Below are 24136 nucleotides of genomic sequence, written 5' to 3'. Positions count from 1 at the left end.
TTGGCTATTGTGAAATTTTTTTCTGGCTAAATTGACTGCATTTGTTTAATTTTATGGGGTCGTGCAATTTGTTATTGGGTATTAAGATAACAGCCTGGTTTTACTTTTTTCTAGTGCTTTAAGTGAGATTGGCCCTGAATGTTGGCTTATTTTTGCGCTGTGTGTGTTTCAGGGCTTCCTGGTGGCAAGCTCCGCCCTTGAGGGTAAATGTAGATTTTCTGGGTCAAAAGTATTCTCCGTAAAGTTAATTAAATCGGCCAGGTGTGAGCTCTTTATCTAGTGCTATCTCCCAGGAATTCCAAGATTTCTCGATCTTTGAGGTTCTGGGCTTCACCCGAGCATTCTTCTAGGAGCTGCCGACCGGCGGCCACTTCCTGTAGGCAGCGCTTGAGGTTCGTCACCGTGTTCTCAAGGTGGTCGATCCGTTCCATCAGGTTGCGGATCACGTTGGCCTCGGCGTCCGGCAGAGCGGAGTGGGCCAGGGGGTTGATTCGCACGCCGCTCTGGTGGATCACCCGGCCTGGGATGCCCACAACGGTGCAGTCGCTCTCCACGTTGCGCACCACCACGGAGCCAGCGCCGATTCGCGTGTTGGTCCCGATCGTGATGGCTCCCAGAACTTTGGCGCCTGCTCCCACCACTACGTTTTCGGCAAGGGTGGGGTGGCGTTTGCCGTGCTCCTTGCCGGTGCCCCCCAGAGTGACCCCCTGGTACAGCAGGCAACGGTTGCCGATTTCGGCGGTTTCGCCGATCACCACCCCCATGCCGTGGTCAATGAACACGCTGTGGCCGATGCGTGCACCGGGGTGGATTTCGATGCCGGTGAGGGTGCGACTGATTTGACTGAGGCAGCGCGCAACCAGCTTCAGAGGCAGACGGCATGTCCACAGGCGATGGCTGATCCGATGCAGGCTGATGGCCTGAAAGCCTGGGTAGCAGCACAGAATTTCCAGCCAGCCACGGGCAGCCGGATCACGCTCGCGAATAATCGCGAGGTCAGCACGGATGTGATCAAACATCGCAGGTATTAGCTGGCGGCGGCCGGAGTCTGCAGACCAATCTCCTTGCGGAGTAAGTCGATCGTATCGGTGCTGAGGTAGCTCTCGGCGCAGTGCACCTGGGGCATGCGCATCAGTTGGGAGCGGTTCTGGCGCAGGGTCTGCTCCACCAAGGGCAAGCTGGGGCGATCACAGAGCACATGGCTCGAGGCTCGCAGCAGGGCAAGCAGGCGGCTGCCTACATCGGGAGTGGCGGTCATCAGAAGCAACTCGTTGCCGCGCATTGAGTGCAAGATCACTTCTGCAGCTCGCAGGATGCCCGGGCTGATGCTCACCAGGCCCACACAGCTGCCAGGGCGCAACTCCTTGAGCATGGTCAGTTCCTGGCGGAAGTCGTTGAGGTCAACGGCCACGGCGCGGACGCTGTGTTTCTTGGCCAGCGCCTCCACCGGTTGGAGGAAATAACGGCTGGTCACCACCGTGCCGTTGCTGGAGTTTTCCAGCACGCTTTCCAGCTCCTCCAACGGCACCACCTCCACCGGCACATCCAGGCAGGGCTCTAGCTCCTCGGCGATCAACATCGAGGCGCCGATGTCTTCCCGCGGCGTGCTTACCAGCACGCGCGCGCCGCAGCGCAGTCGCCAGTCGATCTCCCGGGTCAGCAGCTCGCGAGTTTGTTGAAGTGTGCAGCCCGCATTCAGCAGGCCGTCGATGCATTTCCTCACTTCCCTGTCGAGGTCGGTGACGCCACGGTTGCGGACGTGTGGCGGTGTTTTGATTTCCCGTGGTTTCTGCTGGTCGCGCACGTAGATGCCGGACCCTGCCATGGCTTCCACGACGCCATCGGTCTCTAGCTGGCGGTAGACCTTGCTGATCGTGTTGCGGTGCAATCCCGTTTGCATCGCCAGCTGCCGGGTGCTGGGCAAGCGATGCCCCGGCGGGTAATGCCGCGCAGCGATGGCAAAACAGATCTGGTTGTAGAGCTGCGTCGACGCCGGAATATCGCTTTCCTGCTGGATATGAAATCGCACGCCGTTGGGACAGGTCTGAATGCGGCCACCATACGGAGCGAATTGCCTGGTGACAATTGGGGGTGTGTCCTATGCAGTTATGGAAACTTCTGATTCCTCAGGGGTGCTTGGGTCGAAGTCCTGAATGGACCCGTTGGTTTGCGTTGTTGGTGGGCAGCCCCGCTGACTTGTAGAGACGATATTGACGCGAAATCGTCTACAAACCGTGTTTATATCGTGCTGCCTGAGTTGTTCAGCGTGAATGCCTGGGTGCGCAGCGTGGCGGATCGCCTGGCCGCCCATGGCTGTCCGGCGCTGCCCTTGTTTGCCCGAACGGCCCCGGCTTTGGAGTTGGCCTATGAACCGTCTGATCTGGCCGAAGGTCGCCGCCACAAGGACGCCACCACCACCGAGCAGATCCTCTCTGATGTTGCTGCCGCGTTGGACTGGTTGCGAACTCGTCACCCGGCAGCTGCCATTCACGTGGTGGGCTTTTGCTTCGGGGGCCATGCTGCGTTCCTGTCGGCCACGTTGCCCGGTGTGGTGGCGGCCTTTGATTTTTACGGTGCCGGTGTGAGCCGAATGCGGCCTGGTGGTGGTGAACCCTCGTTGGCCCTGCTGCCTGAAATCAAGGCGTGGCTCACCTGTGTCTTCGGCATGGCTGATCCACTGATCCCTCTCGAGGATCGCGAAGCGACAAGGGTTGCCCTGAGCAAGGTTGATCCCGCTTGCCAGCACTTGCGTTTTGTGGAGTACGCCGGTGCCGACCACGGCTTCATGTGCGAAGCGCGCAGCAGTTGCAATCCCCAGGCCTCAGCCCAGGGATGGCGCTTGCTGCTGGGTGATGACCTTGTGGTCTAGCCCTGGGGGCTGGCCACTTTGGCGGCGGTAGGGCGTGGCGGAGCCGGGATGGTGCGAACGGCCTTGTTGGCGGCTTGCTCCTTTTCCTCTTTCTTCACCAGCGGAGTTTTACGTGGTGTTAGGAACATGATCATGTTGCGGCCCTCCCGCTTGGGCGCCTGCTGGATCTCGGCCTTTTCCTCGAGATCTTTGGCCATCCGCCGCAGCAGTGTTTCCGCCAGCGCCGTGTGCTGAATCTCACGGCCGCGGAAGATCACGGTGCACTTCACCTTGTCGCCCGCCTTGAGGAAGCGCTGGGCTTGACCGATCCGCACGTCGTAATCGTGTTGGTCGATCTTGTAGCGCATCTTGACCTCTTTAACTTCGGTCTGGTGCGACTTTTTCTTGGCCTCTTTGGCTTTCTTTTCCTGTTCGAACTTGAACTTGCCGTAGTCCATGATCCGGCACACCGGCGGATCGGCCTTCTCGCTCACCAGAACCAGATCCAGTTCCCGATCACGGGCCACATCCAGGGCTTCTTCCCGGCTGATCACGCCCAGCTGAGCGCCGTCTGAGTCGACCACCCTCAACTGGGGGTAATTGATCCGGTCGTTGATGTTGGGCAGCTCCCGAACCGGGGCACGACGGTCAAAACGGGGACGTGGGGGCATTCAGGTGGTGACGGGGACAGGTGCAGACAACTTCGGTGGATACAACGTCTGCATCCTTCACCTTAGATGTTGCTCGATCAACGTCATCGCATCCGTCACCGTTGCCTGGTCAGGCAGCCAGTTGGGGTTGTGCTGACGCCGGAACCAGGTGCGTTGGCGTTTTGCGAACTGGCGGGTGCGTTGGCTGGTGATTTGCACTGCTTTTGCTGTCGTCAGGCTGCCGGCGATCACCTGCAGCGCTTCGCCGTAGCCAATGGTTTGAAGCAGAGGAAGATCGGCGCCGTAGCGCTCGCTCAAGTGCCGGGTCTCCTCAACCAAACCCTCCCGGTACAGCTTTTCGGTTCGTTGTTGGATGCGCTGGCGCAGGTTGGCGGGGTTGAGGCCCAGTTCCAGCACCCGCCAGGGCGGCGGCGTCGCTGTGGCCTGGCGGCTCATCGGTTGCCCGGAGGCGTAGAGCACCTCCAGGGCGCGTTGGGTGCGCACGGCATCGGCCGGGGCGATCTTGGCGGCGGCCTCGGGGTCGGCGCGTTGCAGCAGTGGGTGGCAGATGCTTTGGCCTAGGCCCGTGAGTTGCCGGCGCAGCTGCGGCTGTGGGGGCACCGCTGGAGGCTGAAGTCCGCTCGTGAGGGCCTTCAGATATAGGCCGCTGCCGCCCACAAGCAGGGCGACGCCCCGCTGCTCCAGCTCACGGTTGATGCAGGGATTGGCTTCCGCCTGGAACTCCTGAAGGGTGATTGGCTCGTCTGGGGTGCGCAGGTCGAGCAGATGGTGCGGTACCCGTGCTTGCTGTTCCGCCGTCGGCTTGGCGGTGCCCAGATCCATCTCCTTGTAGAGCTGGCGCGAATCCACGTTGATCACCGGTAGATCCAGCTGTTCGGCGATGTCCAGCGCCAGGGCGGTCTTGCCGCTGGCGGTGGGCCCGAGCAGGGTGATCACCAGGGGGTGGGAGCTGTTCAAAGGGGTGAGGGGGGTGCAGCCCGGCGTGGAATGGGCGCTGAGAGGCCTCTGCAAGCCTCTATAGACAGCCGGTGGTAGATTGACATTGTCAGGTCGAGGTTTAGAGCCGTTGCGCCCGCCCATGACCCGGTTTCCTGGCTTGAGACTTTTTGCATGAGCGACGCTTCCAAGGTCCAGAACGCCTACGGCGCCGAGCAGATTCAGGTGCTAGAGGGGCTTGAGCCCGTACGCAAGCGCCCCGGCATGTACATCGGCTCCACCGGGCCGCGGGGCTTGCACCATCTGGTGTACGAAGTTGTTGATAACTCGGTTGATGAAGCCCTGGCGGGCCATTGTGACCGCATTGTTGTGGTCCTCGGTGAAGACGGCTCCGCCTCCGTGAGCGACAACGGCCGCGGCATTCCCACTGATGTGCACCCCCGCACCGGCAAGAGCGCCCTGGAGACGGTGCTCACCGTGTTGCATGCCGGCGGCAAGTTTGGCGCCGGTGGTTACAAGGTGTCCGGCGGTCTTCACGGCGTTGGCGTCTCGGTGGTGAACGCCCTTAGCGAATGGGTGCAGGTGACGGTGCGCCGTCAGGGCCAGGTGCATCGCCAGCGTTTTGAGCGCGGCGCGGCCATCGGGGGACTGGCGTCGGAGTCCCAACCTGCGTCGGAGTCCGGGGAGACCGGCACCACCGTCTGCTTCAAGCCTGATCTTGAAATCTTCACCGGCGGCATCGTCTTCGACTACGCCACCCTTTCGGCCCGTCTGAGGGAGCTGGCCTACCTCAACGGCGGCGTGCGAATCGTGTTCCGCGATGAGCGGGAGTCGGCCCGGGACGAAGAGGGGAACCCCCATGAGGAGACCTACTTCTACGAAGGCGGCATCAAGGAATACGTCGCCTACATGAACAAGGAGAAGGACGCCCTCCATCCGGACATCATCTATGTGAATTCCGAGAAGGACGGTGTTCAGGTGGAGGCAGCTCTGCAGTGGTGCTCCGATGCCTACTCCGACAGCATCCTCGGCTTCGCCAACAACATCCGCACCGTGGATGGCGGCACCCACATCGAAGGTCTCAAGACGGTCTTGACCCGCACCCTCAATGCCTTCGCCAAGAAGCTGGGCAAACGCAAGGAATCCGATTCCAACCTGGCGGGGGAGAACATCCGGGAAGGCCTGACGGCGGTGCTCTCGGTGAAGGTGCCGGAACCGGAATTTGAGGGTCAAACCAAGACCAAGCTCGGCAACACCGAGGTGCGCGGCATTGTCGACAACCTGGTGGGTGAAGCCCTCAGCCAGTTCCTCGAGTTCAATCCCTCCGTGATCAGCCTGATCCTGGAGAAGGCGATCCAGGCCTTCAATGCCGCTGAAGCCGCCCGCCGGGCCCGCGAACTGGTGCGGCGCAAGAGCGTTCTGGAGAGTTCAACCCTGCCCGGAAAACTGGCTGACTGCAGCTCCCGCGATCCCGGCGAATCTGAGATTTACATCGTGGAGGGCGACTCCGCTGGTGGCTCCGCCAAGCAGGGCCGCGACCGTCGCTTCCAGGCGATCCTGCCGCTGCGGGGCAAGATCCTCAACATCGAAAAGACCGACGACGCCAAGATCTACAAGAACACGGAGATCCAGGCCCTAATCACCGCCCTGGGCCTGGGGATTAAGGGTGAGGACTTCGACGTGAAGAACCTCCGTTACCACCGGGTCGTGATCATGACCGACGCCGACGTGGACGGCGCCCACATCCGCACCCTGCTGCTCACCTTCTTCTATCGCTACCAGAAGGAGCTTGTGGAGGGCGGCTACATCTACATCGCCTGCCCGCCGCTCTACAAAGTTGAGCGCGGCAAGAACCACACCTATTGCTACAACGAGGGCGATCTGCAGAAGACCCTGGAGGGCTTCGGCGAGAAGGCCAATTACACGATCCAGCGCTTCAAGGGTCTTGGCGAAATGATGCCCAAGCAGCTCTGGGAAACCACCATGGATCCCACAACCCGCACGATGAAGCGGGTGGAGATCGAAGATGCCCTCGAGGCCGATCGCATCTTCACGATTCTGATGGGTGACAAGGTGGCTCCGCGCCGGGAATTCATCGAAACCCACAGCGCCGAGTTGGACATGGCAGCCCTCGATATTTGATGAGGGCTGATCGAACAGGGACTGTTTCGACAAGCAGTGTTCTTCGTTGGAGTTGGCTGCTGGGAGTGGCGTTAATGGCTCCAGCTGCCCTGCCGGCCGGTGGTGCCGACCGGCGTCAACCGCAACCCCGTCGTCGCGCGGCCTCCGGGCCGTTGCACACCAGTTCCGATCAGCCCCTTCGGCTAAGTCCACTGGCCGTGGCCCCGCGGCTGAGCACCCTCAAGGCGGGATCCTCTCTACGGTTACTTCGGCGTTGGTCTTCCGCCGATGGCAAGGACTGGCTGCACGTGCAAACCCTCTCTGGAGAGCAACACCGTGGCTGGCTCCGCGTCTGAGGCGGTTTTGGTGGGTCTGGGGGCGATCCCCGGAGCCTGGCTGCGTTTGAAGGTGGTGAATCACTTTCAGCCGATGGTGCCCAAGAAGCACTGGGGCACCTTCATCGTGAATGTGATGGCCTGTTTCGCCCTGGGCCTGGTGCTGGCCCTCAATGAAACCTGTGCCTCCAGCACCGGCATTACCTTGCTGATGGGGGTGGGTTTTTTCGGCAGCCTCAGCACCTTTTCCACCTTTGCCGTGGAGCTGCTGAACGAGCTGCGGGCTGGCCAGGCGCTCACTGCTGTGGTGCTGGCGCTGGCCTCGATCGGGGCTGGTTTGCTGGCCTCTGCTTTGGGTTACGGATTGGGGACCCATGCCTGAGACCAAACCAAGCCTGCAACTGGAACTGCAGGAGTTGCTGCTTGTTGGCGTGGGCGCTGTTCCCGGAGCGCTGCTGCGCTGGCAATTGGCCCTTCATCTGGGGGACCAGAACCTGCTGGTGAATGTTCTGGGGGCTGCCCTCTTGGGCTTGCTGGCTGGGCTCCCCGCCGCCCCAAGGCGACAGTTGCTGCTGGGCATTGGCTTCTGCGGCTCGCTCACCACCTTCAGCAGCTGGATGCTGGCGGCCATGAAGCACCTGAGTTCCGGTGACTGGGCCGCCGCATTGGGCTTGATTGGGCTGACCCTCGGGCTGGGGCTGGGTGCCGCAGCCCTGGGGTTCAGCCTGGGGCGACGGCTCAAGCCGCCAGCGCCGCCTCAATCGCCGATTTGAGGTCTTCAGGGGTGACGCCGCTCTTGAAGCGGGCTATCACGGTGCCGTCCTTGCCCACCAGGAATTTCTCGAAGTTCCACTCCACATCACCGGCGGGATCCATCTGGTTGAGGGTTGTGTAGGGCTCGGTGGTGCCCCCCTTGGCGTGCACTTTCTCGAACAGTTCGAAGTCGGCGCCGTAAGTGGTGGAGCAGAAACTCTTGATCTCGTCGAGGGTGCCGGGCTCCTGGGCGCCGAAGTCGTTGCAGGGGAAACCCAGCACTGCCAGGCCCTTGGCGGCGTAGGCCTCGTTCAGAGCCTGCAAACCCGCGTATTGCTTGGTGAAGCCACAGCGGCTGGCCACGTTCACGATCAGCAGCACCTTGCCGGCGTAGTCGCCCAGGGATTTGCTGCTGCCGTCAGGGGTGGTGACAGAGACGGCGCTGACGCTGATCGCCATGGAGAAACAGGGATGGAGCGCAGAGGTTAACCGGCTCCAACGGCCATACACTGGGCTCCCGGCCGGAGGGGCATGACGGAGGCATCGGGGCTGAGCAGTGCTGGCGTGAGCGTGGAACCCGACTTGCTGGCCGAAGCGGTCTCCCAGGAGCTCGCCGCGATGCTTCAGGCGGGCAATTACGACGCCGTGAAACTGCTGTTGGAACCGGTGCAGCCGGTGGACATCGCCGAGGCGATCGGCAGTCTTCCGGCCAACCTGCAGGCGATTGCCTTTCGCCTGCTCAGCAAGGACGAAGCCATCAGTGTCTACGAGTACCTCGACACCGCCACCCAGCAAAGCTTGCTGAGCCTGCTGCGATCTGGCGAGATGCGGGAGGTGATGGAGGAGATGTCGCCGGATGATCGCGCCCGATTGTTTGAGGAGTTACCGGCCAAGGTGGTGCGGCAGCTGCTGAGCGAGCTCAGTCCGGATGAACGCAAGGTGACGGCTGAGTTGCTGGGTTACCGCTCCGAAACGGCCGGTCGCTTGATGACGACCGAATACATCGCCTTCAAGGAAAACCAGACCGCCGCAGTGGCGCTGGAGATCGTGCGGCGGCGTGCTCGCGACACCGAGACGATTTATTCCCTCTACGTGACGGACGCCGAACGACGCCTTACAGGGATCCTCTCGCTGCGAGATCTGGTCACAGCAGACCCCCAGGCCCGCATCGGCGATGTGATGACTGAGGAGGTGCTCAGCGTCAGCACTGACACCGACCAGGAGAAGGTGGCGCGCACGATTCAGCGCTACGACTTCCTGGCCGTTCCCGTGGTGGATCTGGAACAGCGTCTCGTGGGCATCGTCACCGTGGATGACGTGATCGACGTGATCGAGCAGGAGGCCACCCGTGATCTCTACGCCGCTGGCGCTGTTCAGGCCGGCGATGACGACGACTACTTCAGCAGCAATCTGTTCACCGTCGCTCGCCGCCGCGTGGTGTGGCTGGCGGTGCTGGTGCTGGCCAGCTTCTTCACCTCAGAGGTGATCGCCGCCAATGAAGACGTGCTGCAGCAGGTGGTGTTGCTGGCAGCGTTCATTCCTTTGCTTGGTGGCACCGGCGGCAACGTGGGGGCCCAAAGCTCCACGGTGGTGATCCGTGGTTTGAGCACCCAGAGCATCTCCAGCCTTGGCCCCTTGAGGGCCATTGGCCGCGAAGCCATGGCGGGGGCGTTGCTGGGGGTGTTGATGATGCTGCTGGTGGTTCCCTTTGCCTGGTGGCGCGGCGAAAGCGCACTGGTGGGCCTCTCGGTGGGGATGAGCCTGCTGGCGATCACCACCCTGGCGGCTACGGCCGGTGCCGCGTTTCCGTTGCTTTTCGACCGCATGGGTCTGGATCCGGCGTTGATGTCGACGCCCTTCATCACCACCTGCACGGATGTGGCGGGAACGCTGATCTACCTGAAGACGGCGGGATGGCTGCTGGTACACCTGCCGCAGCTGGTGCAAGCCACAGGTATTTCTACCCATTTCTTTGTCTTCGGCTTTTTCTGAGAGCCTGTTTACGTTTCTTAGGAGTACTCTTCACATAACTCAAAGAAGAGCCCTATGGCTCCGGCTGCGACCGCTGCTTCCAAACCCAAAACAGCTGTAAAGGCGGCAAAGGCCGTTACGGCAGACGTTGATCTGGTTCGCTCTTATCTGCGGGACATCGGCCGTGTTCCGCTGCTGACCCATGAGCAGGAGATCACCCTGGGCCGACAGGTTCAGGAGTTGATGGATCTGGAATCGCTCGAGTCGGAGCTGCAGAGCAAGGCGGGTGAAAAGCCCAGTCTTGACCAGCTGGCCAAGGCCTCAGGGCTTTCGTCCATGAAGCTCAAGCGCAAGCTGCAGCACGGCCGTCGCGCCAAGGAGCGCATGGTGGCGGCCAATCTCCGACTTGTGGTGAGCGTGGCCAAGAAGTACACCAAGCGGAACATGGAACTCCTGGATTTGATCCAGGAAGGCACCATTGGTCTGGTACGTGGTGTGGAGAAGTTTGATCCCACCCGGGGCTACAAGTTTTCCACCTATGCCTATTGGTGGATCCGCCAGGGCATCACGCGGGCCATCGCGGAGAAGAGCCGCACGATCCGGCTGCCGATCCACATCACCGAGATGCTGAACAAGCTCAAAAAAGGTCAGCGGGAGCTGAGCCAGGAGCTTGGCCGCACGCCCACCGTCACCGAGCTGGCCGAGTTCGTTGAGCTGCCAGAAGACGACGTCAAAGATCTGATGTGCCGTGCCCGTCAGCCCGTGAGCCTGGAGATGAAGGTGGGTGATGGCGACGACACCGAATTGTTGGAACTGCTCTCCGGCGATGGCGATCTGCCCAGCGATCAGGTGGAAGAAGATTGCTTGAAGGGCGACCTGCGCAGCCTCCTGGGCCAGTTGCCTCACCTTCAGGAGCAAGTGTTGCGCATGCGTTACGGCATGGATGGGGAAGACCCCATGAGCCTCACCGGCATCGGTCGGATCCTGGGCATGAGCCGCGACCGTGTTCGTAACCTTGAGCGTGATGGCCTGGCCGGTCTGCGCCGGGTGAGTGATCAGGTGGAGGCCTATGTCGCCTGTTGACTTGATCTTGCGTTGATCAGCTGCTGAAGCACCGGATTCACCTGATCCGGTGCTTCGTCGTGGGGGCAATGGCCCGCGTTGTGAATCAGTGAAAAGGACTGAATGCAGTCCAATGTCTGTGCCCATCGCTCCGCTTCTGCGACTGGCTCCCAGGGATCCTGCTCACCCCAGATCAGGTCCACGGGGGACGACATCCCCGCCATTAACTGTGGGGCGAGATAGTCGTCAAACAGGTTGATGAAGCCGCGAAAGGCCTCAGCCGCACCTCGGCGTTGGGTCGGTTGAAACAGCAGATCCACCAGGTCGTCGTCGATGTTGGCGCCACTGGGATAGGCCTGCTTCAACACACTGCGGATCACGCCGGGCCGTGCCGCATTGCGGAACAGCGCGGTGCTGAGCCAGCGCTGCCGCACCATCGTCTTGAGCAACGGTCGGATCCAGGCCATCCAGGCGGGTTGGGTGGACAGTTGCTTGTCGTCCATCAAGCGCTGGGCGCAGTCGATCAGCACCACGCCCCGGCATCGTTCCCCCAGCAGTTGTGCGGCCCGTAGGGCAACGACCCCACCGATCGAGTTGCCCACCAGTCGCACCGGGCGATCGATGACTTGGCGGCAGAAGTCAGCCACCTGTTGGCCCCATAGATCAAAGCCGTAATGAACGGCATCCGCTGAAACGGACTCGTCCTTCAAGCGAGCCCGAGGCTGATCGCTGCGCCCGAAACCGAGCAGATCGATGGCGTAGGTGGGCAGCAGTTCGGCCAGCACCGGTTGGTTGAAGCGCCAATGGTTGGTGTTGGCCCCGAACCCATGAATCAGCAGCATGGCCTCTTCGGCATTGGGGTCGCCCATCAGGCTCCAACCGATTGATCGCTCGTTCCAGCTCCAGAGGTTGTGGCTTGGGCTCACGCCTTGGTTTGTTGCGCCCGTGCATCCTGGCGAGGGAATCACTTGGATGACGGTCGTTGCTCGGGCCTTGTTCTGATGCCAATCGCGAACCCATGGATGCGTTGACCGAGGCCGAAACTGCTGTTCTATCGGCAGCCTTGCTGGCTTGGTGGGAGCGGCATGGCCGCGGCGGCATCCCCTGGAAGCAGTTGCCTGGCGGCGCACGTCCAGCGCCGGAGCAGGATCTCGATCCCTACGGCATCTGGATTGCCGAGGTGATGCTGCAGCAGACCCAGTTGGCCGTGGCTCTCCCCTACTGGACGCGTTGGATGGAGGCGTTTCCCTCTGTCGAGAGCCTGGCCGCGGCGTCTCTGGATGAGGTGCGGTTGCAGTGGCAGGGGTTGGGCTATTACTCGCGGGCCCGTCGGCTGCATGAGGCGGCGCAGCAGCTGGTAGGTCGACCGTGGCCCCGCAGTCTCGAGGGCTGGATGGCTTTGCCGGGGATCGGCCGCACCACCGCCGGCAGCATTCTCTCCAGTGCCTTCAATGCACCGTTGCCGATCCTGGATGGCAACGTCAAACGGGTGCTGGCGCGCTTGACGGCGCATCCGTGCCCGCCGGCCCGCGACGATGCCCTGTTCTGGAGCTGGAGCGAGGCCCTGCTTGATTCGCTGCGGCCTCGTGACACCAACCAGGCCTTGATGGATCTGGGGGCCACGCTTTGCACCCCCCGCCAGGCGGACTGCCACCGCTGCCCCTGGCAATCCCACTGTGCTGCCTACGCTTCCGGCGATCCCTGCCGCTGGCCCGTGACCGATGCCCCTAAGCCCCTGCCCTTCCAGGTGATTGGTGTGGGGGTCGTGCTCAATGCGGCAGGGGAGGTGTTGATCGACCAGCGCCTGGAGGAAGGCCTGTTGGGGGGGATGTGGGAGTTCCCCGGTGGCAAACAGGAGCAGGGCGAAACCATTGAAAATTGCATTGCCCGTGAGCTCTCTGAAGAGCTCGGCATTGCGGTGACGGTTGGCGATGAAATGATCACCGTTGATCACGCCTACAGCCACAAGAAACTTCGCTTCGTGGTGCATCTCTGCGACTGGACATCGGGGGAGCCGCAGCCCCTTGCCAGCCAACAGGTGCGTTGGGTGCGACCGGATGACTTGGGGAACTACGCCTTTCCGGCCGCCAATGCTCGGATCATTGAGGCGTTGCTTGGCAAGTTGGAAAGCTCTGCTCACCCTTAGGGAAGGTTCTGCTGCAACCGGATGGCACTCGCTCCCGTTGTCGTCTGTCTTGGGGAAGCCCTGATTGACCGGCTCGGCCCACCGGGAGGTGACCCGGTGGTCGATCAGCCGGTGGACGATCGTCTGGGCGGTGCGCCAGCGAATGTGGCCTCTGGCCTGGCCCGCCTGGAGACCCCCGTGGCCTTTGCCGGTCGACTGGGGCAGGACGCCATCGGTGAAGCCTTTTCCATGTTGTTTGCTGAGCGTGGTGTCGACACCTCGCTCCTGCAGCGGGATGCCGAGCGTCCAAGTCGCATCGTGCTGGTGCGCCGTGCGCGGGATGGGGAACGACAGTTTCAGGGCTTTGACGGAGATCAGGGGGCCGGCTTTGCCGACCAGGTGTTGGAGCCGGTTGCCCTACCCCCGGCCCGATGGTTGTTGATTGGCACCCTTCTGTTGGCAGCACCAACGTCGGCTTCGGCTTTGTTGTCGGCCGTGCGCCAGGCCAGCAGCCAAGGCACGGCGATTGCCCTTGATGTGAATTGGCGTCCCACGTTCTGGGATGCCACCGCTGATCCCGCGGCGGGTCCGTCGGCTGCGGCGAAGGCTGCGATTCAACCGCTCCTGGACCAGGCGGCCCTGATCAAGCTGGCGCGGGAGGAAGCGCTCTGGTTGTTCAACACCGACGATCCCGGTGCGATCCAGCAGGCCTTGACCCAGCGGCCGGATGTGGTGGTGACCGATGGCGCGGCCCCGGTGCGCTGGCAATTGGCTGACGACTCTGGCCAGCAGGTTGCCTTTCAGCCCCCCAGTGTCGTCGACACCACCGGTGCTGGTGATGCCTTCACGGCTGGGCTGTTGCACCGCTGGGCCGCCGCGCCCCAGGAGCGCATCCGTTTTGCTGCCGCCTGTGGTGCTTTGGTCTGCGGCGGGGCCGGTGGCATTGATCCTCAGCCCACGCAGGCTCAGGTGGAGGCCTTTCTTGGAGAGGTGAGCTGAGCGAGCCGTCCTTCGTCTTGATGGCGAAGCTCCAGGTGCCAGGCCTCGGCCAGATCGAGCCCCAGCCGTTCTGGCCATTCCACGGCCATCAACGCCCCGGTGGCGCTGGCTTCCTCCTCCTCCTGAAGAAACAGTTCATCGGCGGAGGCCGGTTGCTCCAGGCGATAGAGATCAAGGTGCACCAGCTGTGGTTCCCCCTGGGGGTAGTGCTGGGCCAGGGCAAAAGTGGGGCTGGTAATCGCCTCGCTGATCCCGAGGCCCTCGGCCAGGCCCTGCACCAATGATGTTTTGCCGGCGCCAAGGGGCCCGCTCAACAGGAGAATTGCTCCAGTCGGAAGCTCGCGCGCCAGCAATCGGCCCAGGGCCCGGGTCGTCTCAAGGGTCTCAAGAGCCCAGACATGCCCTGTAGAGTCCGGCTCAAGCGAGCCCGAAGCCTCGGCGTCTCTGCAGAGATTCAACTCCACGATTTATTAGGGAGCACCGAAACCATGGTGGCAGCGCCCACGTCCCCGGCTGAGCTGAAGCTCGGCGTTGATTGCGTCATTGCCGACATCAATCAGGCCGATTTCGGCCGCAAGGAACTCGACATCGCCGAGACCGAGATGCCCGGTCTGATGGCGTTGCGCGAGAAATACGGCAGCGAGAAGCCTCTCAAGGGCGCCCGCATCGCCGGCTCCCTGCACATGACGATTCAGACTGCGGTTCTGATCGAGACCCTGGTGGAGTTGGGCGCCGAAGTGCGCTGGGCCTCCTGCAACATCTTCTCCACCCAGGATCACGCTGCTGCGGCGATCGCCGCCCAGGGCATCCCTGTGTTCGCCGTCAAAGGTGAAACCCTTGAGGAGTACTGGGATTACACCCATCGCATTCTTGAGTGGGGTGACGGCGGTTCCCCCAACATGATCCTGGATGACGGTGGCGATGCCACCGGCCTGGTGATGCTGGGTAGCAAGGCCGAGCAGGACATCACGGTTCTCGACAACCCCGGCAACGAAGAGGAGACTTTCCTGTTCGCTTCGATCAAGAAGAAGCTGGCTCAGGACCCCAGTTTTTATTCGCGCACCAAGGCTCAGATCCAGGGCGTGACAGAGGAGACCACCACCGGTGTGGCCCGTCTCTACAAGATGCAGAAGAGCGGTGAGCTGCCCTTCCCCGCCATCAACGTCAACGACTCGGTCACCAAGAGCAAATTCGACAACCTCTACGGCTGCCGCGAGTCCCTGGTGGACAGTATCAAGCGCGCCACCGACGTGATGGTGGCCGGCAAGCAGGCCCTGGTGATCGGCTACGGCGATGTGGGCAAGGGGTCAGCCCAGTCCCTGCGTGGTCTCGGTGCCACCGTCTGCATTGCTGAAGTGGATCCGATCTGCGCCCTCCAGGCCGCCATGGAGGGTTACCGCGTGGTGCGTCTTGAGGACGTGGTTGAGGAGATGGACATCTTCGTCACCGCCACCGGCAACTTCCAGGTGATCCGCAACGAGCACCTCGAGAAGATGAAGGACGAGGCCATCGTCTGCAACATCGGTCACTTCGACAACGAGATCGACGTCGCCTCCCTCAAGAGCTACGAGTGGGAGAACATCAAGCCGCAGGTGGATCACATCACCCTGCCCAGCGGCAACAAGATCATCCTGCTGGCGGAAGGCCGCCTGGTGAACCTGGGCTGCGCCACCGGTCACCCCAGCTTTGTGATGAGCAACTCCTTCACCAACCAGGTTCTGGCTCAGATCGAGCTGTTCACCAAGGGCGATGAGTACGCCAAGGAGGTGTACGTGCTGCCCAAGCACCTCGATGAGATGGTGGCTCGCCTGCACCTCGGTCGCATCGGGGCCAAGCTCACCGAGCTCAGCAAAGACCAGGCCGACTACATCAATGTGCCCGTGGAAGGTCCCTACAAGCCCGACCACTACCGCTACTGATCATGATCCAGCGGATCGGAACCTGATCCTTACGGCCCCATGGAAGACTTGCGCGATCAAGCGCAGTCTCCATGGGGCTTTCTGATCTGATCACACAACTGCCGGAGTTGATCGGCCAGGCGGTGGAGGCGAACCAGTGGCTGGGTTACACCGCGATCTTCGCGGCGATGTTTCTTGAGAATCTGTTCCCGCCGATTCCGTCCGAGCTGATCATGCCCCTCGGGGGCTTTTATGTGCAGCAGGGTCAGCTGGATCTGGTGCCCGTGGTGCTGGCTGGTTTGCTGGGCACGGTGCTCGGTGCCCTGCCCTGGTACGGGATTGGTCGCTTGATCAACGAGGAACGCATCGAAGCCTGGCTCCAGCGCCACGGGCGCTGGATCGGCATCAGTGCCGATGAGTTGGCCCGCAGCCGCCGTTGGTTCAGCCGCTACGGCACCGCCCTGGTGTTCTGGGGGCGTCTGGTGCCTGGCATTCGCACCCTGATCTCCGTGCCAGCGGGCATCGAAATGATGCCGATGGCGCCGTTTCTGGTCTGGACCACCGCTGGCAGCATGATCTGGACGGCCTTGCTCACCGTGGCCGGCATGGTGCTCGGAGAGGGCTACAGCAACGTTGAGCTCTGGATTGACCCTGTTTCCAAGGCTGTAAAGGTGTTGTTGGTGGTGGCGGTGCTGGCCGGTGCGATCTGGTTGGGTCTGCGCATCTGGCGCCGGAGTCAGTCCTCCGACTGAGCACCGGCGCTTGGGCTTCTTCAGGCCTGGGGCTCAGAAGGGGATGTCCTCATCAGAGGCCTGGCCGCCGAAGCTGCCGGCAGCCTCCTGGTTGTCCCGTTTGGAGCCGAGCAGTTCGAGTCGATCCACACGGACCACGGGCTTGCTGCGGTCTTCGCCGCTGGCACGGTCGGTCCAGCGATCCAGCTTGAAGCTGCCGATGATGCCGAGCAAGGAGCCCTTCTTCACGTAGTCCGCGGCAACCTGGGCCTGCTTGCCCCAGATCTCGAGGTTGAACCAGTCGGGTTCGTCGTCGCGGCTGCGACGGTTCACCGCCATGGTGAGGTTGGCCACCATGCTGCCGGACTCGAAGTAACGCACTTCGGGATCGCGGCCGGCACGGCCGACGAGGGTGACGGAATTAACGCCCATAGACAATTCATCTCCTGAATTTGGATTCATGATGCGGCACCGATTGGGTGACTGCTTTTAAGGAGTTCCACCCAAGCCGCTGGGTGTAACAGGCAACCGCTGGGAACGCCCCTATGATCCGGCGGTCTTAATTGCGGTGTCTGTGCTCTTTCGTCGTTTCCAGCTGTCGCGCGACATCGGCATCGACCTGGGCACCGCTAACACCCTGATCTACGTCTCCGGCCGGGGAATCGTGCTGCAGGAGCCCTCCGTGGTGGCTCTTGATCTCGAGCGTGGCACCACCATGGCTGTGGGCGATGAAGCCAAGTTGATGCTCGGCCGCACCCCTGGGAACATCCGGGCCGTTCGTCCGCTGCGTGATGGGGTGATCGCGGATTTCGATGCCGCTGAGCAAATGCTCAAAACCTTCATCACCAAGGGCAATGAGGGCCGCGGCATCATGGCCCCTCGTTTAGTGGTGGGCATCCCCAGTGGCGTCACTGGTGTGGAGCGTCGCGCAGTCCGTGAAGCGGGCATGGCTGGGGCCCGTGAAGTTCATCTGATTGATGAGCCGGTGGCAGCCGCCATCGGCGCAGGCCTCCCGGTCACTGAGCCAGTTGGAACAATGATTGTCGACATCGGTGGTGGCACCACTGAGGTGGCGGTGTTGAGCCTGGGCGGAACGGTGCTGAGTGAATCCGTCCGCGTTGCTGGCGATGAGATCAGTGACTCCATCAGTGTTTACCTCAAAAAGGTGCACAACATGGTGGTGGGCGAGCGCACGGCCGAAGAGATCAAGATCCGCATCGGCTCCGCCTTCCCCGACGACGAGTTCGATCAGCAGTCCATGGATGTGCGCGGTCTGCACCTGCTCTCCGGCTTGCCGCGCACCATCAATCTCAAGGCCGGTGATCTGCGGGAAGCGATTGCGGAGCCACTCAACGTGATTGTCGAAGCGGTGAAACGCACCCTGGAGCGCACACCCCCTGAGTTGGCGGCCGACATCGTGGATCGCGGCATCATGCTGGCTGGCGGTGGTGCGTTGGTGCGGGGCATCAGCGACCTGATCAGCCACGAGACCGGCATCTTTGTGCACATCGCCGAAGACCCTCTGCTCTGTGTGGTGAACGGATGTGGTCAGGTGCTGGAGGACTGGAAACGCCTGCAGCGGGTGGTCGACACCCCGGAATTCGTCCGCGCCGCGGCAGGCGTCTGAAGTCATGGCCCCGACGCTCCGTCCCGGCAAGAGCCGCTGGCGCGGATTGGGGCAACTCACCCCCTGGCTGCTGCTTGTGGCCGGGCTTTTGGTGGTGCGTCTCAGCAAGGGTGCTGGTTTCACCGATGCCTATGCCCTGCTCAGCCGTCCGTTCTGGCCTGGGTCTGCCCAGCGGGAATGGGTCATGGCTGCAGTGGATTTGGAGGAGCGCTCTCGCCTACAGCTTCTGGAAGAGGACAACCGGCGCTTGCGCGCTCTGCTGGAGCTCAAGCAACAAGGATCAGCGCAAGGAAACGTTTCGGCTGCTGTGATTTCCCGCTCGTCGCGGGGATGGTGGCAGCAATTGCAACTGGGCAAGGGCTCGCTGCAGGGCATCGGTCGGAGCGATGCGGTTCTTGGCCCCGGCGGTTTGGTGGGTCGCATCGACAGTGTCACCCCCGCCACGGCGCGGGTGAAGTTGCTCACCGCCCCGGGCCATGAAATCGGCGTCTGGCTGCCCCGCAGCCGCCGCCATGGGTTGCTGGTGGGCCGCGGCAACAGCCGTCTGTCGCTTCGTTTCATCGACAAGGACCCCGACGTGCGGCCTGGGGACCTGGTGGCCACGTCCCCGGCAAGCACCCTGTTGCCCCCCAACGTGCCGGTGGGGGTGATCCAGTCGGTGGATGAACAGGCTGTTCCTGCACCGGTAGCGGTGGTGCAGTTGATCGCAGCACCGGAGGCGATCGACTGGGTGCAGGTGCAGACCCGTTGAGATGAATCAATGACATGACGCGTCTGCACCGACAACCGATCTGTGTGGCCTCGGCATTGATGGTGCCCTTTCTGGCCCTGGCATCGCCGCCTTGGTTGGCTATCGATGGGGTTGGTCCCGCCTGGGCTGTGCTCTGGCTGTTGCCCTGGGCTCTCGTGGATGGTCCGGTGTCGGGGGCGTTGTCGGGTGTGGCTTTGGGGCTGGTGCTGGATGGTCTCAATCTGGGTGGTGTCAGTCAGGTGCCGGCGCTGCTGCTGCTTGGCTGGTGGTGGGGACGGCTGGGGCGGCGTGCAGCCCCGATCCAACGCAGCCTGAATCTGGGTTTGTTGGCCTGGCTTGGGTCCGTGGGTCTTGGTTTGTCGTTGATCCTTCAGCTCTGGTGGCGTCAAGGCGGAGTGTTGGATCCCCTCACCCGGAGCTGGGGCCTGCAGACCCTCTGGTGCCAGGCCCTGGTGACGGGTTTGCTGGCGCCGGTGTTGGTGTCGTTGCAGCTGCTGCTCTGGCGCAGGAGGGTTCCCTCATGAGGTTGACGCGTCGGGATCTGCTGCTGGGGACAGCGGCCATGGGGTTGGCGGCTTGCGGCCCGAGGACCCCACAGACCAGGGCTCTGGAGTTGTGGACCCTGCAGTTGGCTCCCAAGTTCAACCCCTATTTCGCCGATGTTCTGGGGGCCTGGGGCGGCCTCCATCCCGATGCGCCCGTGCGTTGGACGGATCTGCCCTGGGGGTCTGTGGAACGCAAGTTGCTGGCGGCGGTGTTTGCGCGCACGGCCCCGGATGTGGTGAACCTCAATCCGCCCTTCGCAGCCAATCTGGCCAGCAAGGGAGGACTGGCCGACTTGACCTCGCTGTTGCCGGCTGATGCCGCTGGTCGCTATCTGCCCTCGGTGTGGCAAGCCTGCCGTGACCCCGATGCCGGGCAGATCGCTCTGCCCTGGTACCTCACGGTGCGGCTGAGTTTGGTGAATCGTGCGCTGTTGGATCAAGCCGGCATCGCTGCTCCGCCCAGCCGCTGGGAGCAGGTGCCGGCATTCGCCCGCCGGATCCGCGAGCGCACGGGCCGTTACGGCCTGTTTCTCACCACCGTTCCGGACGACTCGGCCGAGCTTTTGGAAACCCTGGTGCAGATGGGAGTGACCCTGCTGGATTCCCAACGCAGGGCCGCCTTCGATAGTCCTGCTGGGCTCCGGGCCTTTCGTTTCTGGAGTGATCTCTACCGGGAGGGGCTGTTGCCCCGGGAGGTGGTGAGTCAGGGGCAACGCCGGGCGATCGAGTTGTTCCAGAGTGGTGATCTGGCCCTGGCAGCCACGGGCGCAGAATTCCTGCGCAGCATTCAGACCAATGCGCCAGGGGTGGCCGCGGTGACGGAGCCCCATCCCCCGGTGACCGGCGCCGATGGCACAGCCAATGTGGCCTTGATGACTCTGGCGGTGCCGCGTCAGAGCCGTCGCGCCCGAGAGGCCGTGGATCTGGCGCTGTTTCTGACCAATGCCGATCAACAGGCGCGCTTCGCTGCTGAGGCTCGGGTGCTGCCGTCGTCGTTGGAGGCCTTGGCTCGGGTGCGTGAGGCGTTGGAGCAGGAGGAGCCCGCGACCACCGCGGAGCGTCAGATTCGCCGGGCCAGTTTGTTGTCGGCCAGCACGTTGGACCGGGCCCGGGTGTTGGTGCCGGCGCTGCCGGGGATCAAGCGCCTGCAGAAGATCCTCTACACCCAGATGCAGCGGGCGATGTTGGCCCAGATCAGCCCTGAGCAGGCCGTAACAGCTGCGGCGTCGGAATGGAACCGTTACGCCCGTTCGCGCTGGCCTGAGGTCGCCGGCAATTCTTAAAACAATCGGTAAACCGGCTGCGCGCCAGGGTGTTTGTGTCGGTGTCCAGGCCCTGACCAGTAAGGTTGCAGCTCGTTAAGGGTTTGATTCGGATGACGGGCGACCTGCCCTCACAACCGAAAGCGACCATTCTTGTCGTTGATGATGAGGCTGCAGTTCGGCGCGTTCTGGTGATGCGCCTGCAGTTGTCGGGCTACCGCGTCATCTGCGCTGAGGACGGTGAACAGGCCCTGGAAATGTTCCACAACGAGTCTCCCGACCTGGTGGTGCTCGACGTGATGCTGCCAAAGCTGGATGGCTTTGCCGTCTGCCGCCGCCTGCGGGCCGAATCCTGCGTACCGATCATTTTCCTCTCCGCGGTGGAAGCGATCTCCGAGCGGGTGGCCGGTCTGGATCTGGGTGCTGACGACTACCTGCCCAAGCCCTTCAGCCCCAAGGAACTCGAGGCACGCATCGCCACGATTCTGCGCCGCGTGGGCCGGGGCAACGCGGTTGTTGAAAGCCGCGAATTGCCTACAGGGCAAGGCGTTCTACGGCTCGGTGATCTGGTGGTGGACACCAACCGACGCCAGGTCACCCGTGGATCCGAGCGCATCAACCTCACCTACACGGAGTTCAGCCTGCTGGAGTTGCTGTTCCGCGACCCCGGTCATGTGGTGCCTCGGGCCGAAATTCTCGAGCAGCTCTGGGGTTATCCCCCTCGCCGTGCAGCCGATCTGCGGGTTGTGGATGTCTATGTGGCGCGTTTGCGCGGAAAACTGGAGCCTGACCCTCGCAATCCAGAGTTGATCCTCACGGTGCGAGGCATTGGTTATGCCTCCCAGCGCATGGGCGAGGCCTCTGCTGCCGGTTGATCAACCCGCGGGCGGGCAGGATGGCGCTCGACTGACCTGCTGCTGTGTCTGAGCTGCGCGATACCCGTCTGGAAAAGGCCAAGACATTGGAAGAGCTGGGGCAGGGACCCTATGCCCTCACCTTCAGCTCCAGCCATCGCATGGCCGAGCTGCAGGAGACCCATGCCGATCTGCCCAAGGGTGAAGAGCGGGACGTCAGCGTTTCTGTGGCCGGACGGGTGATGACCCGCCGGGTGATGGGAAAGCTGGCCTTTTTCACCCTGGCCGATGAGACGGGCTCCATCCAGCTGTTCCTGGAGAAGGCTGGTCTGGAGGCCCAGCAGGAGGGCTGGTTCAAACAGATCACCTCACTGGTGGACAGCGGCGACTGGGTTGGGGTGAGCGGCACCCTGCGTCGCACCGACCGCGGCGAGCTGTCGGTGAAAGTGAGCGACTGGCGCATGCTCACCAAGGCGCTGCAGCCCCTTCCCGACAAGTGGCATGGATTGGCTGACGTGGAGAAGCGCTACCGCCAGCGCTATCTGGATCTGGTTGTCTCCCCCGACAGCCGGGAGACCTTCCGGCGCCGGGCCCGCCTGGTGAGCGGCATTCGCCGCTGGCTCGATCAGCGGGACTTTCTCGAGATCGAGACTCCCGTGTTGCAGAGCGAACCCGGTGGCGCTGACGCCCGGCCGTTCGAGACCCACCACAACGCTCTCGACCTGCCCCTCACCCTCCGGATTGCCACCGAGTTGCACCTGAAGCGCCTGGTGGTGGGTGGCTTTGAGCGGGTGTATGAGCTGGGCCGGATCTTCCGCAATGAAGGGGTCAGCACCCGCCATAACCCCGAGTTCACCTCGGTGGAGATCTATCAGGCTTACAGCGATTACCTCGGGATGATGGAGCTCACCGAGCAGATGGTCAGCGCGGTGTGCCAGGAGGTCTGCGGGTCGACCACCATCACCTACCAGGGCACCGAGATCGATCTGGCGCCGCCGTGGCGGCGCGCCACGATGCATGAGCTCGTGCAGGACGCAACGGGGCTTGATTTCAACAGCTTCAGCAGCCGCGAGGAGGCGGCTGCGGCGATGACCGCCGAGGGCCTGCATGCGCCTGATCTGGCCGACTCGGTGGGCCGTCTGCTCAATGAGGCCTTTGAGCAAGCGGTGGAGACAACCTTGATTCAGCCCACCTTCGTCACCGATTACCCGGTGGAGATTTCGCCCCTGGCCCGGCCCCATCGCAGCAAGCCCGGCTTGGTGGAACGCTTTGAATTGTTCATCGTCGGCCGTGAGCACGCCAATGCCTTCAGTGAGCTCACTGATCCCGTGGACCAACGCCAGCGCCTGGAGGCTCAGCAGGCGCGCAAGGCGGCGGGTGATTTGGAGGCCCAGGGGTTGGACGAGGATTTCGTCACGGCTCTGGAGGTGGGCATGCCCCCCACCGGAGGTTTGGGGATCGGCATCGACCGGCTGGTGATGCTGCTCACCGACAGCCCTTCGATTCGTGACGTGATTGCCTTCCCGCTGCTGCGGCCGGAGTCCCGTAAGGGAGAACCACCCTCAGTGGAATAATGGGAGGAGTGGCATGGTCCTATCCCCATGAGTGGAGAACGCGTCGGGTTTCGCTTCAAGCACGCTGATGCCGTGGTCAAGCGGAATCCCCAGGGCCGTTCCCGCCGGGGATGGGTGATGGAGCCGGTGGAACAGACCACCAGCCGTGGCACCAAAATGCCTGCCTACCGCATCCGCTGGCGGGACAGTGAGCGCCCGGAAATCGTGCTGCAGCACATGCTGATCGCCGATCCGGATCCCACGCCTCCGCCCGAGGGTGTCAGCCTGGAGCCCCCCGCGCCCAAGGCCTGATCTAACTCAGCCCAGCGTCGCGGCGCAGCTGTTCAAGCTCCTGTTCCGCTTCAAACAACGCCCAGTCCTTCTCCAGTGTTGAGGGGCTGGGCGTTTGTTTTTGGTGTTGAAGCTCCTGCAATTGCCGCTCCACCTCGTTGAAGCGGCGTCCTAGATCCTCTAGGTCGGCCCAGAGGGCACGTCCCTGGTTCATCAGGCTGGTGAGATGTTGTTCGGCTCGCCCGGCTAGATCGGCTGCGCCGGCTGCCCTGGCACGCTCCACCCGGCTGCGCCAGGCCCGTACGTCTTCGGCCAGCCTCAGCAGTTGCTGGCGTTGCTGCTTCGCCTCGCCCTGCAGTTGTTGGCGTTGCCGTTGCAGGGCTGCGGCCCGATCTTTCTGGTGTTGTTCGCTGAACAGGTGTTCCTGGACGGGGTTGTTGCGCAGAAAGGCGGAGAGCCGGGCGTCCAGCTCCCGCTCCAACTGCTCCATCCAGCTGCTCATGCCTCGCCTGGGGTGGTGATCACCGGTTTTTCGATCTCTTTCTCCAGGGGCTCGATCGCGGCCGTTTTGGAGTTGAGGATCATCTGGGTGAGCTGCGCCGCTTTCACTTCTCCCACTTCACCTTCCAGTTCCCCCAGGCGATCGAACGCGGCCATGTACACCGCTTCCAGGTCTTGGATCAGCTGTTCGCGCTGCCGCTTGATCGCCTGACGCCGTTCGTCTGATTTCATGCCGCCTGAGCTCCTGGGCTCCGTTTTTTGGATAAGTCTGTGGGTTCAGTTTGCCGGCAAAAGCAGATGCA

Annotated in this window: 28 protein-coding genes; 18 read left to right on the top strand and 10 right to left on the bottom strand. The window is 62.7% G+C overall.

Translation table 11 applies throughout. The features are described from left to right. Positions 1-272 precede the first annotated feature (272 nt). Positions 273-1019, bottom strand: a complete 747-nt coding sequence (gene cysE / locus DXY03_RS06375; RefSeq protein WP_115009669.1) for a serine O-acetyltransferase — start codon at positions 1017-1019, stop codon at positions 273-275. An 8-nt stretch (positions 1020-1027) separates the two neighbouring features. After that, positions 1028-2029, bottom strand: coding sequence for a GntR family transcriptional regulator (locus DXY03_RS06370; RefSeq protein WP_115009668.1), 1002 nt, complete (start codon positions 2027-2029; stop codon positions 1028-1030). Between the two features lie 216 nt (positions 2030-2245). Between DXY03_RS06370 and DXY03_RS06365 the strand changes: the two genes are divergently transcribed. Beyond that, positions 2246-2869 (top strand): dienelactone hydrolase family protein, encoded by a 624-nt coding sequence (locus DXY03_RS06365; RefSeq protein ID WP_371637701.1) that lies wholly within the window; start codon positions 2246-2248, stop codon positions 2867-2869. Here DXY03_RS06365 and infC read toward each other — a convergent pair. Then, complete coding sequence (gene infC, locus DXY03_RS06360; protein WP_011363124.1) at positions 2866-3519, bottom strand: translation initiation factor IF-3; 654 nt, start codon at positions 3517-3519, stop codon at positions 2866-2868. The genes DXY03_RS06365 and infC overlap by 4 nt on opposite strands. Before the next feature lie 57 nt (positions 3520-3576). Beyond that, positions 3577-4476, bottom strand: coding sequence for a tRNA (adenosine(37)-N6)-dimethylallyltransferase MiaA (miaA, locus tag DXY03_RS06355; RefSeq protein WP_115009667.1), 900 nt, complete (start codon positions 4474-4476; stop codon positions 3577-3579). Positions 4477-4629: 153 nt separating this feature from the next. Here miaA and gyrB point away from each other — a divergent pair, with 153 nt between their 5' ends. From gyrB to DXY03_RS06335, 4 genes are read left to right on the top strand one after another with little or no spacing between them, the layout of a single operon-like run. Then, positions 4630-6597, top strand: coding sequence for a DNA topoisomerase (ATP-hydrolyzing) subunit B (gyrB, locus tag DXY03_RS06350; RefSeq protein ID WP_115009666.1), 1968 nt, complete (start codon positions 4630-4632; stop codon positions 6595-6597). Then, positions 6597-6932 carry an SH3 domain-containing protein gene (locus DXY03_RS06345; RefSeq protein ID WP_115009665.1) on the top strand — a complete coding sequence of 112 codons (336 nt, stop codon included), beginning with the start codon at positions 6597-6599 and terminating at the stop codon, positions 6930-6932. The genes gyrB and DXY03_RS06345 overlap by 1 nt, the downstream gene beginning before the upstream one ends. Continuing rightward, the gene (locus DXY03_RS06340; RefSeq protein ID WP_115009664.1) at positions 6913-7293 is read left to right on the top strand and encodes a CrcB family protein; all 381 of its coding nucleotides are present in this window, start codon (positions 6913-6915) and stop codon (positions 7291-7293) included. The genes DXY03_RS06345 and DXY03_RS06340 overlap by 20 nt, the downstream gene beginning before the upstream one ends. Continuing rightward, positions 7286-7684 (top strand): CrcB family protein, encoded by a 399-nt coding sequence (locus DXY03_RS06335; protein WP_115009663.1) that lies wholly within the window; start codon positions 7286-7288, stop codon positions 7682-7684. Before DXY03_RS06340 ends, DXY03_RS06335 begins: the two co-directional genes overlap by 8 nt. Here the strand turns inward: DXY03_RS06335 and DXY03_RS06330 are convergent. Beyond that, complete coding sequence (locus DXY03_RS06330) at positions 7650-8123, bottom strand: glutathione peroxidase (protein ID WP_115009662.1); 474 nt, start codon at positions 8121-8123, stop codon at positions 7650-7652. The two genes, DXY03_RS06335 and DXY03_RS06330, sit on opposite strands and share 35 nt — an antisense overlap. Positions 8124-8195: 72 nt before the next feature. Here DXY03_RS06330 and mgtE point away from each other — a divergent pair, with 72 nt between their 5' ends. Both mgtE and DXY03_RS06320 read left to right on the top strand, forming a co-directional pair. Next, on the top strand, positions 8196-9656 hold the full coding sequence (gene mgtE, locus DXY03_RS06325; RefSeq protein ID WP_115009661.1) for a magnesium transporter: 1461 nt from the start codon (positions 8196-8198) through the stop codon (positions 9654-9656). A 54-nt stretch (positions 9657-9710) separates the two neighbouring features. Beyond that, entirely contained in the window at positions 9711-10718 is a 1008-nt protein-coding gene (locus tag DXY03_RS06320) for an RpoD/SigA family RNA polymerase sigma factor (RefSeq protein ID WP_115009660.1), read from the top strand. On the opposite strand, the gene DXY03_RS06315 is transcribed toward DXY03_RS06320, so the two are convergent. Further along, a complete protein-coding gene (locus DXY03_RS06315; protein ID WP_115009659.1) occupies positions 10703-11623 on the bottom strand; it encodes an alpha/beta fold hydrolase in 921 nt (306 codons plus the stop codon). The genes DXY03_RS06320 and DXY03_RS06315 overlap by 16 nt on opposite strands. Positions 11624-11715: 92 nt before the next feature. Here DXY03_RS06315 and mutT point away from each other — a divergent pair, with 92 nt between their 5' ends. Continuing rightward, the gene (mutT, locus tag DXY03_RS06310) at positions 11716-12843 is read left to right on the top strand and encodes an 8-oxo-dGTP diphosphatase MutT (RefSeq protein WP_115009972.1); all 1128 of its coding nucleotides are present in this window, start codon (positions 11716-11718) and stop codon (positions 12841-12843) included. A 21-nt stretch (positions 12844-12864) separates the two neighbouring features. Then, entirely contained in the window at positions 12865-13821 is a 957-nt protein-coding gene (locus DXY03_RS06305) for a carbohydrate kinase (RefSeq protein ID WP_115009658.1), read from the top strand. Here DXY03_RS06305 and tsaE read toward each other — a convergent pair. Then, positions 13788-14279 carry a tRNA (adenosine(37)-N6)-threonylcarbamoyltransferase complex ATPase subunit type 1 TsaE gene (tsaE, locus tag DXY03_RS06300; protein ID WP_115009971.1) on the bottom strand — a complete coding sequence of 164 codons (492 nt, stop codon included), beginning with the start codon at positions 14277-14279 and terminating at the stop codon, positions 13788-13790. The genes DXY03_RS06305 and tsaE overlap by 34 nt on opposite strands. 30 nt (positions 14280-14309) lie before the next feature. On the opposite strand from tsaE, the gene ahcY reads away from it, so the two are divergent. Both ahcY and DXY03_RS06290 read left to right on the top strand, forming a co-directional pair. Further along, positions 14310-15740 (top strand): adenosylhomocysteinase, encoded by a 1431-nt coding sequence (ahcY, locus tag DXY03_RS06295; RefSeq protein WP_115009657.1) that lies wholly within the window; start codon positions 14310-14312, stop codon positions 15738-15740. Between the two features lie 71 nt (positions 15741-15811). Next, on the top strand, positions 15812-16471 hold the full coding sequence (locus DXY03_RS06290; protein WP_115009656.1) for a DedA family protein: 660 nt from the start codon (positions 15812-15814) through the stop codon (positions 16469-16471). A gap of 33 nt (positions 16472-16504) precedes the next feature. Here DXY03_RS06290 and DXY03_RS06285 read toward each other — a convergent pair whose 3' ends face one another. After that, on the bottom strand, positions 16505-16882 hold the full coding sequence (locus DXY03_RS06285; protein WP_115009655.1) for a single-stranded DNA-binding protein: 378 nt from the start codon (positions 16880-16882) through the stop codon (positions 16505-16507). A gap of 142 nt (positions 16883-17024) precedes the next feature. Between DXY03_RS06285 and DXY03_RS06280 the strand changes: the two genes are divergently transcribed. The 7 genes from DXY03_RS06280 to DXY03_RS06250 all read left to right on the top strand — a co-directional run bounded on the left by DXY03_RS06280 (position 17025) and on the right by DXY03_RS06250 (position 23354). Then, positions 17025-18077 (top strand): rod shape-determining protein, encoded by a 1053-nt coding sequence (locus tag DXY03_RS06280; protein ID WP_115009970.1) that lies wholly within the window; start codon positions 17025-17027, stop codon positions 18075-18077. Positions 18078-18081: 4 nt separating this feature from the next. Beyond that, complete coding sequence (mreC, locus tag DXY03_RS06275) at positions 18082-18828, top strand: rod shape-determining protein MreC (RefSeq protein WP_115009654.1); 747 nt, start codon at positions 18082-18084, stop codon at positions 18826-18828. A 14-nt stretch (positions 18829-18842) separates the two neighbouring features. Next, complete coding sequence (locus DXY03_RS06270; RefSeq protein ID WP_115009653.1) at positions 18843-19352, top strand: rod shape-determining protein MreD; 510 nt, start codon at positions 18843-18845, stop codon at positions 19350-19352. Further along, positions 19349-20656 carry an ABC transporter substrate-binding protein gene (locus DXY03_RS06265; protein ID WP_115009652.1) on the top strand — a complete coding sequence of 436 codons (1308 nt, stop codon included), beginning with the start codon at positions 19349-19351 and terminating at the stop codon, positions 20654-20656. The genes DXY03_RS06270 and DXY03_RS06265 overlap by 4 nt, the downstream gene beginning before the upstream one ends. 92 nt (positions 20657-20748) lie before the next feature. After that, on the top strand, positions 20749-21510 hold the full coding sequence (gene rpaB, locus DXY03_RS06260; RefSeq protein ID WP_114988045.1) for a response regulator transcription factor RpaB: 762 nt from the start codon (positions 20749-20751) through the stop codon (positions 21508-21510). Between the two features lie 44 nt (positions 21511-21554). Next, complete coding sequence (lysS, locus tag DXY03_RS06255) at positions 21555-23063, top strand: lysine--tRNA ligase (protein WP_115009651.1); 1509 nt, start codon at positions 21555-21557, stop codon at positions 23061-23063. A 27-nt stretch (positions 23064-23090) separates the two neighbouring features. After that, complete coding sequence (locus DXY03_RS06250; RefSeq protein WP_006851112.1) at positions 23091-23354, top strand: hypothetical protein; 264 nt, start codon at positions 23091-23093, stop codon at positions 23352-23354. Position 23355: 1 nt separating this feature from the next. On the opposite strand, the gene DXY03_RS06245 is transcribed toward DXY03_RS06250, so the two are convergent. Together DXY03_RS06245 and DXY03_RS06240 are read right to left on the bottom strand one after the other, a co-directional pair. Next, positions 23356-23835: a hercynine metabolism protein gene (locus tag DXY03_RS06245; protein WP_115009650.1), complete on the bottom strand. Its 480-nt coding sequence runs from the start codon at positions 23833-23835 to the stop codon at positions 23356-23358. Continuing rightward, positions 23832-24065, bottom strand: coding sequence for a hercynine metabolism small protein (locus DXY03_RS06240; RefSeq protein WP_115009649.1), 234 nt, complete (start codon positions 24063-24065; stop codon positions 23832-23834). The genes DXY03_RS06245 and DXY03_RS06240 overlap by 4 nt, the downstream gene beginning before the upstream one ends. Between the last annotated feature and the right edge of the window lie 71 nt (positions 24066-24136).

The organism is Synechococcus sp. N5, from assembly GCF_900473925.1.
GTDB lineage: Bacteria > Cyanobacteriota > Cyanobacteriia > PCC-6307 > Cyanobiaceae > Parasynechococcus.
Note: the sequence above shows the minus strand (reverse complement) of the source record. Positions and strands in the feature narration are given on the sequence as shown.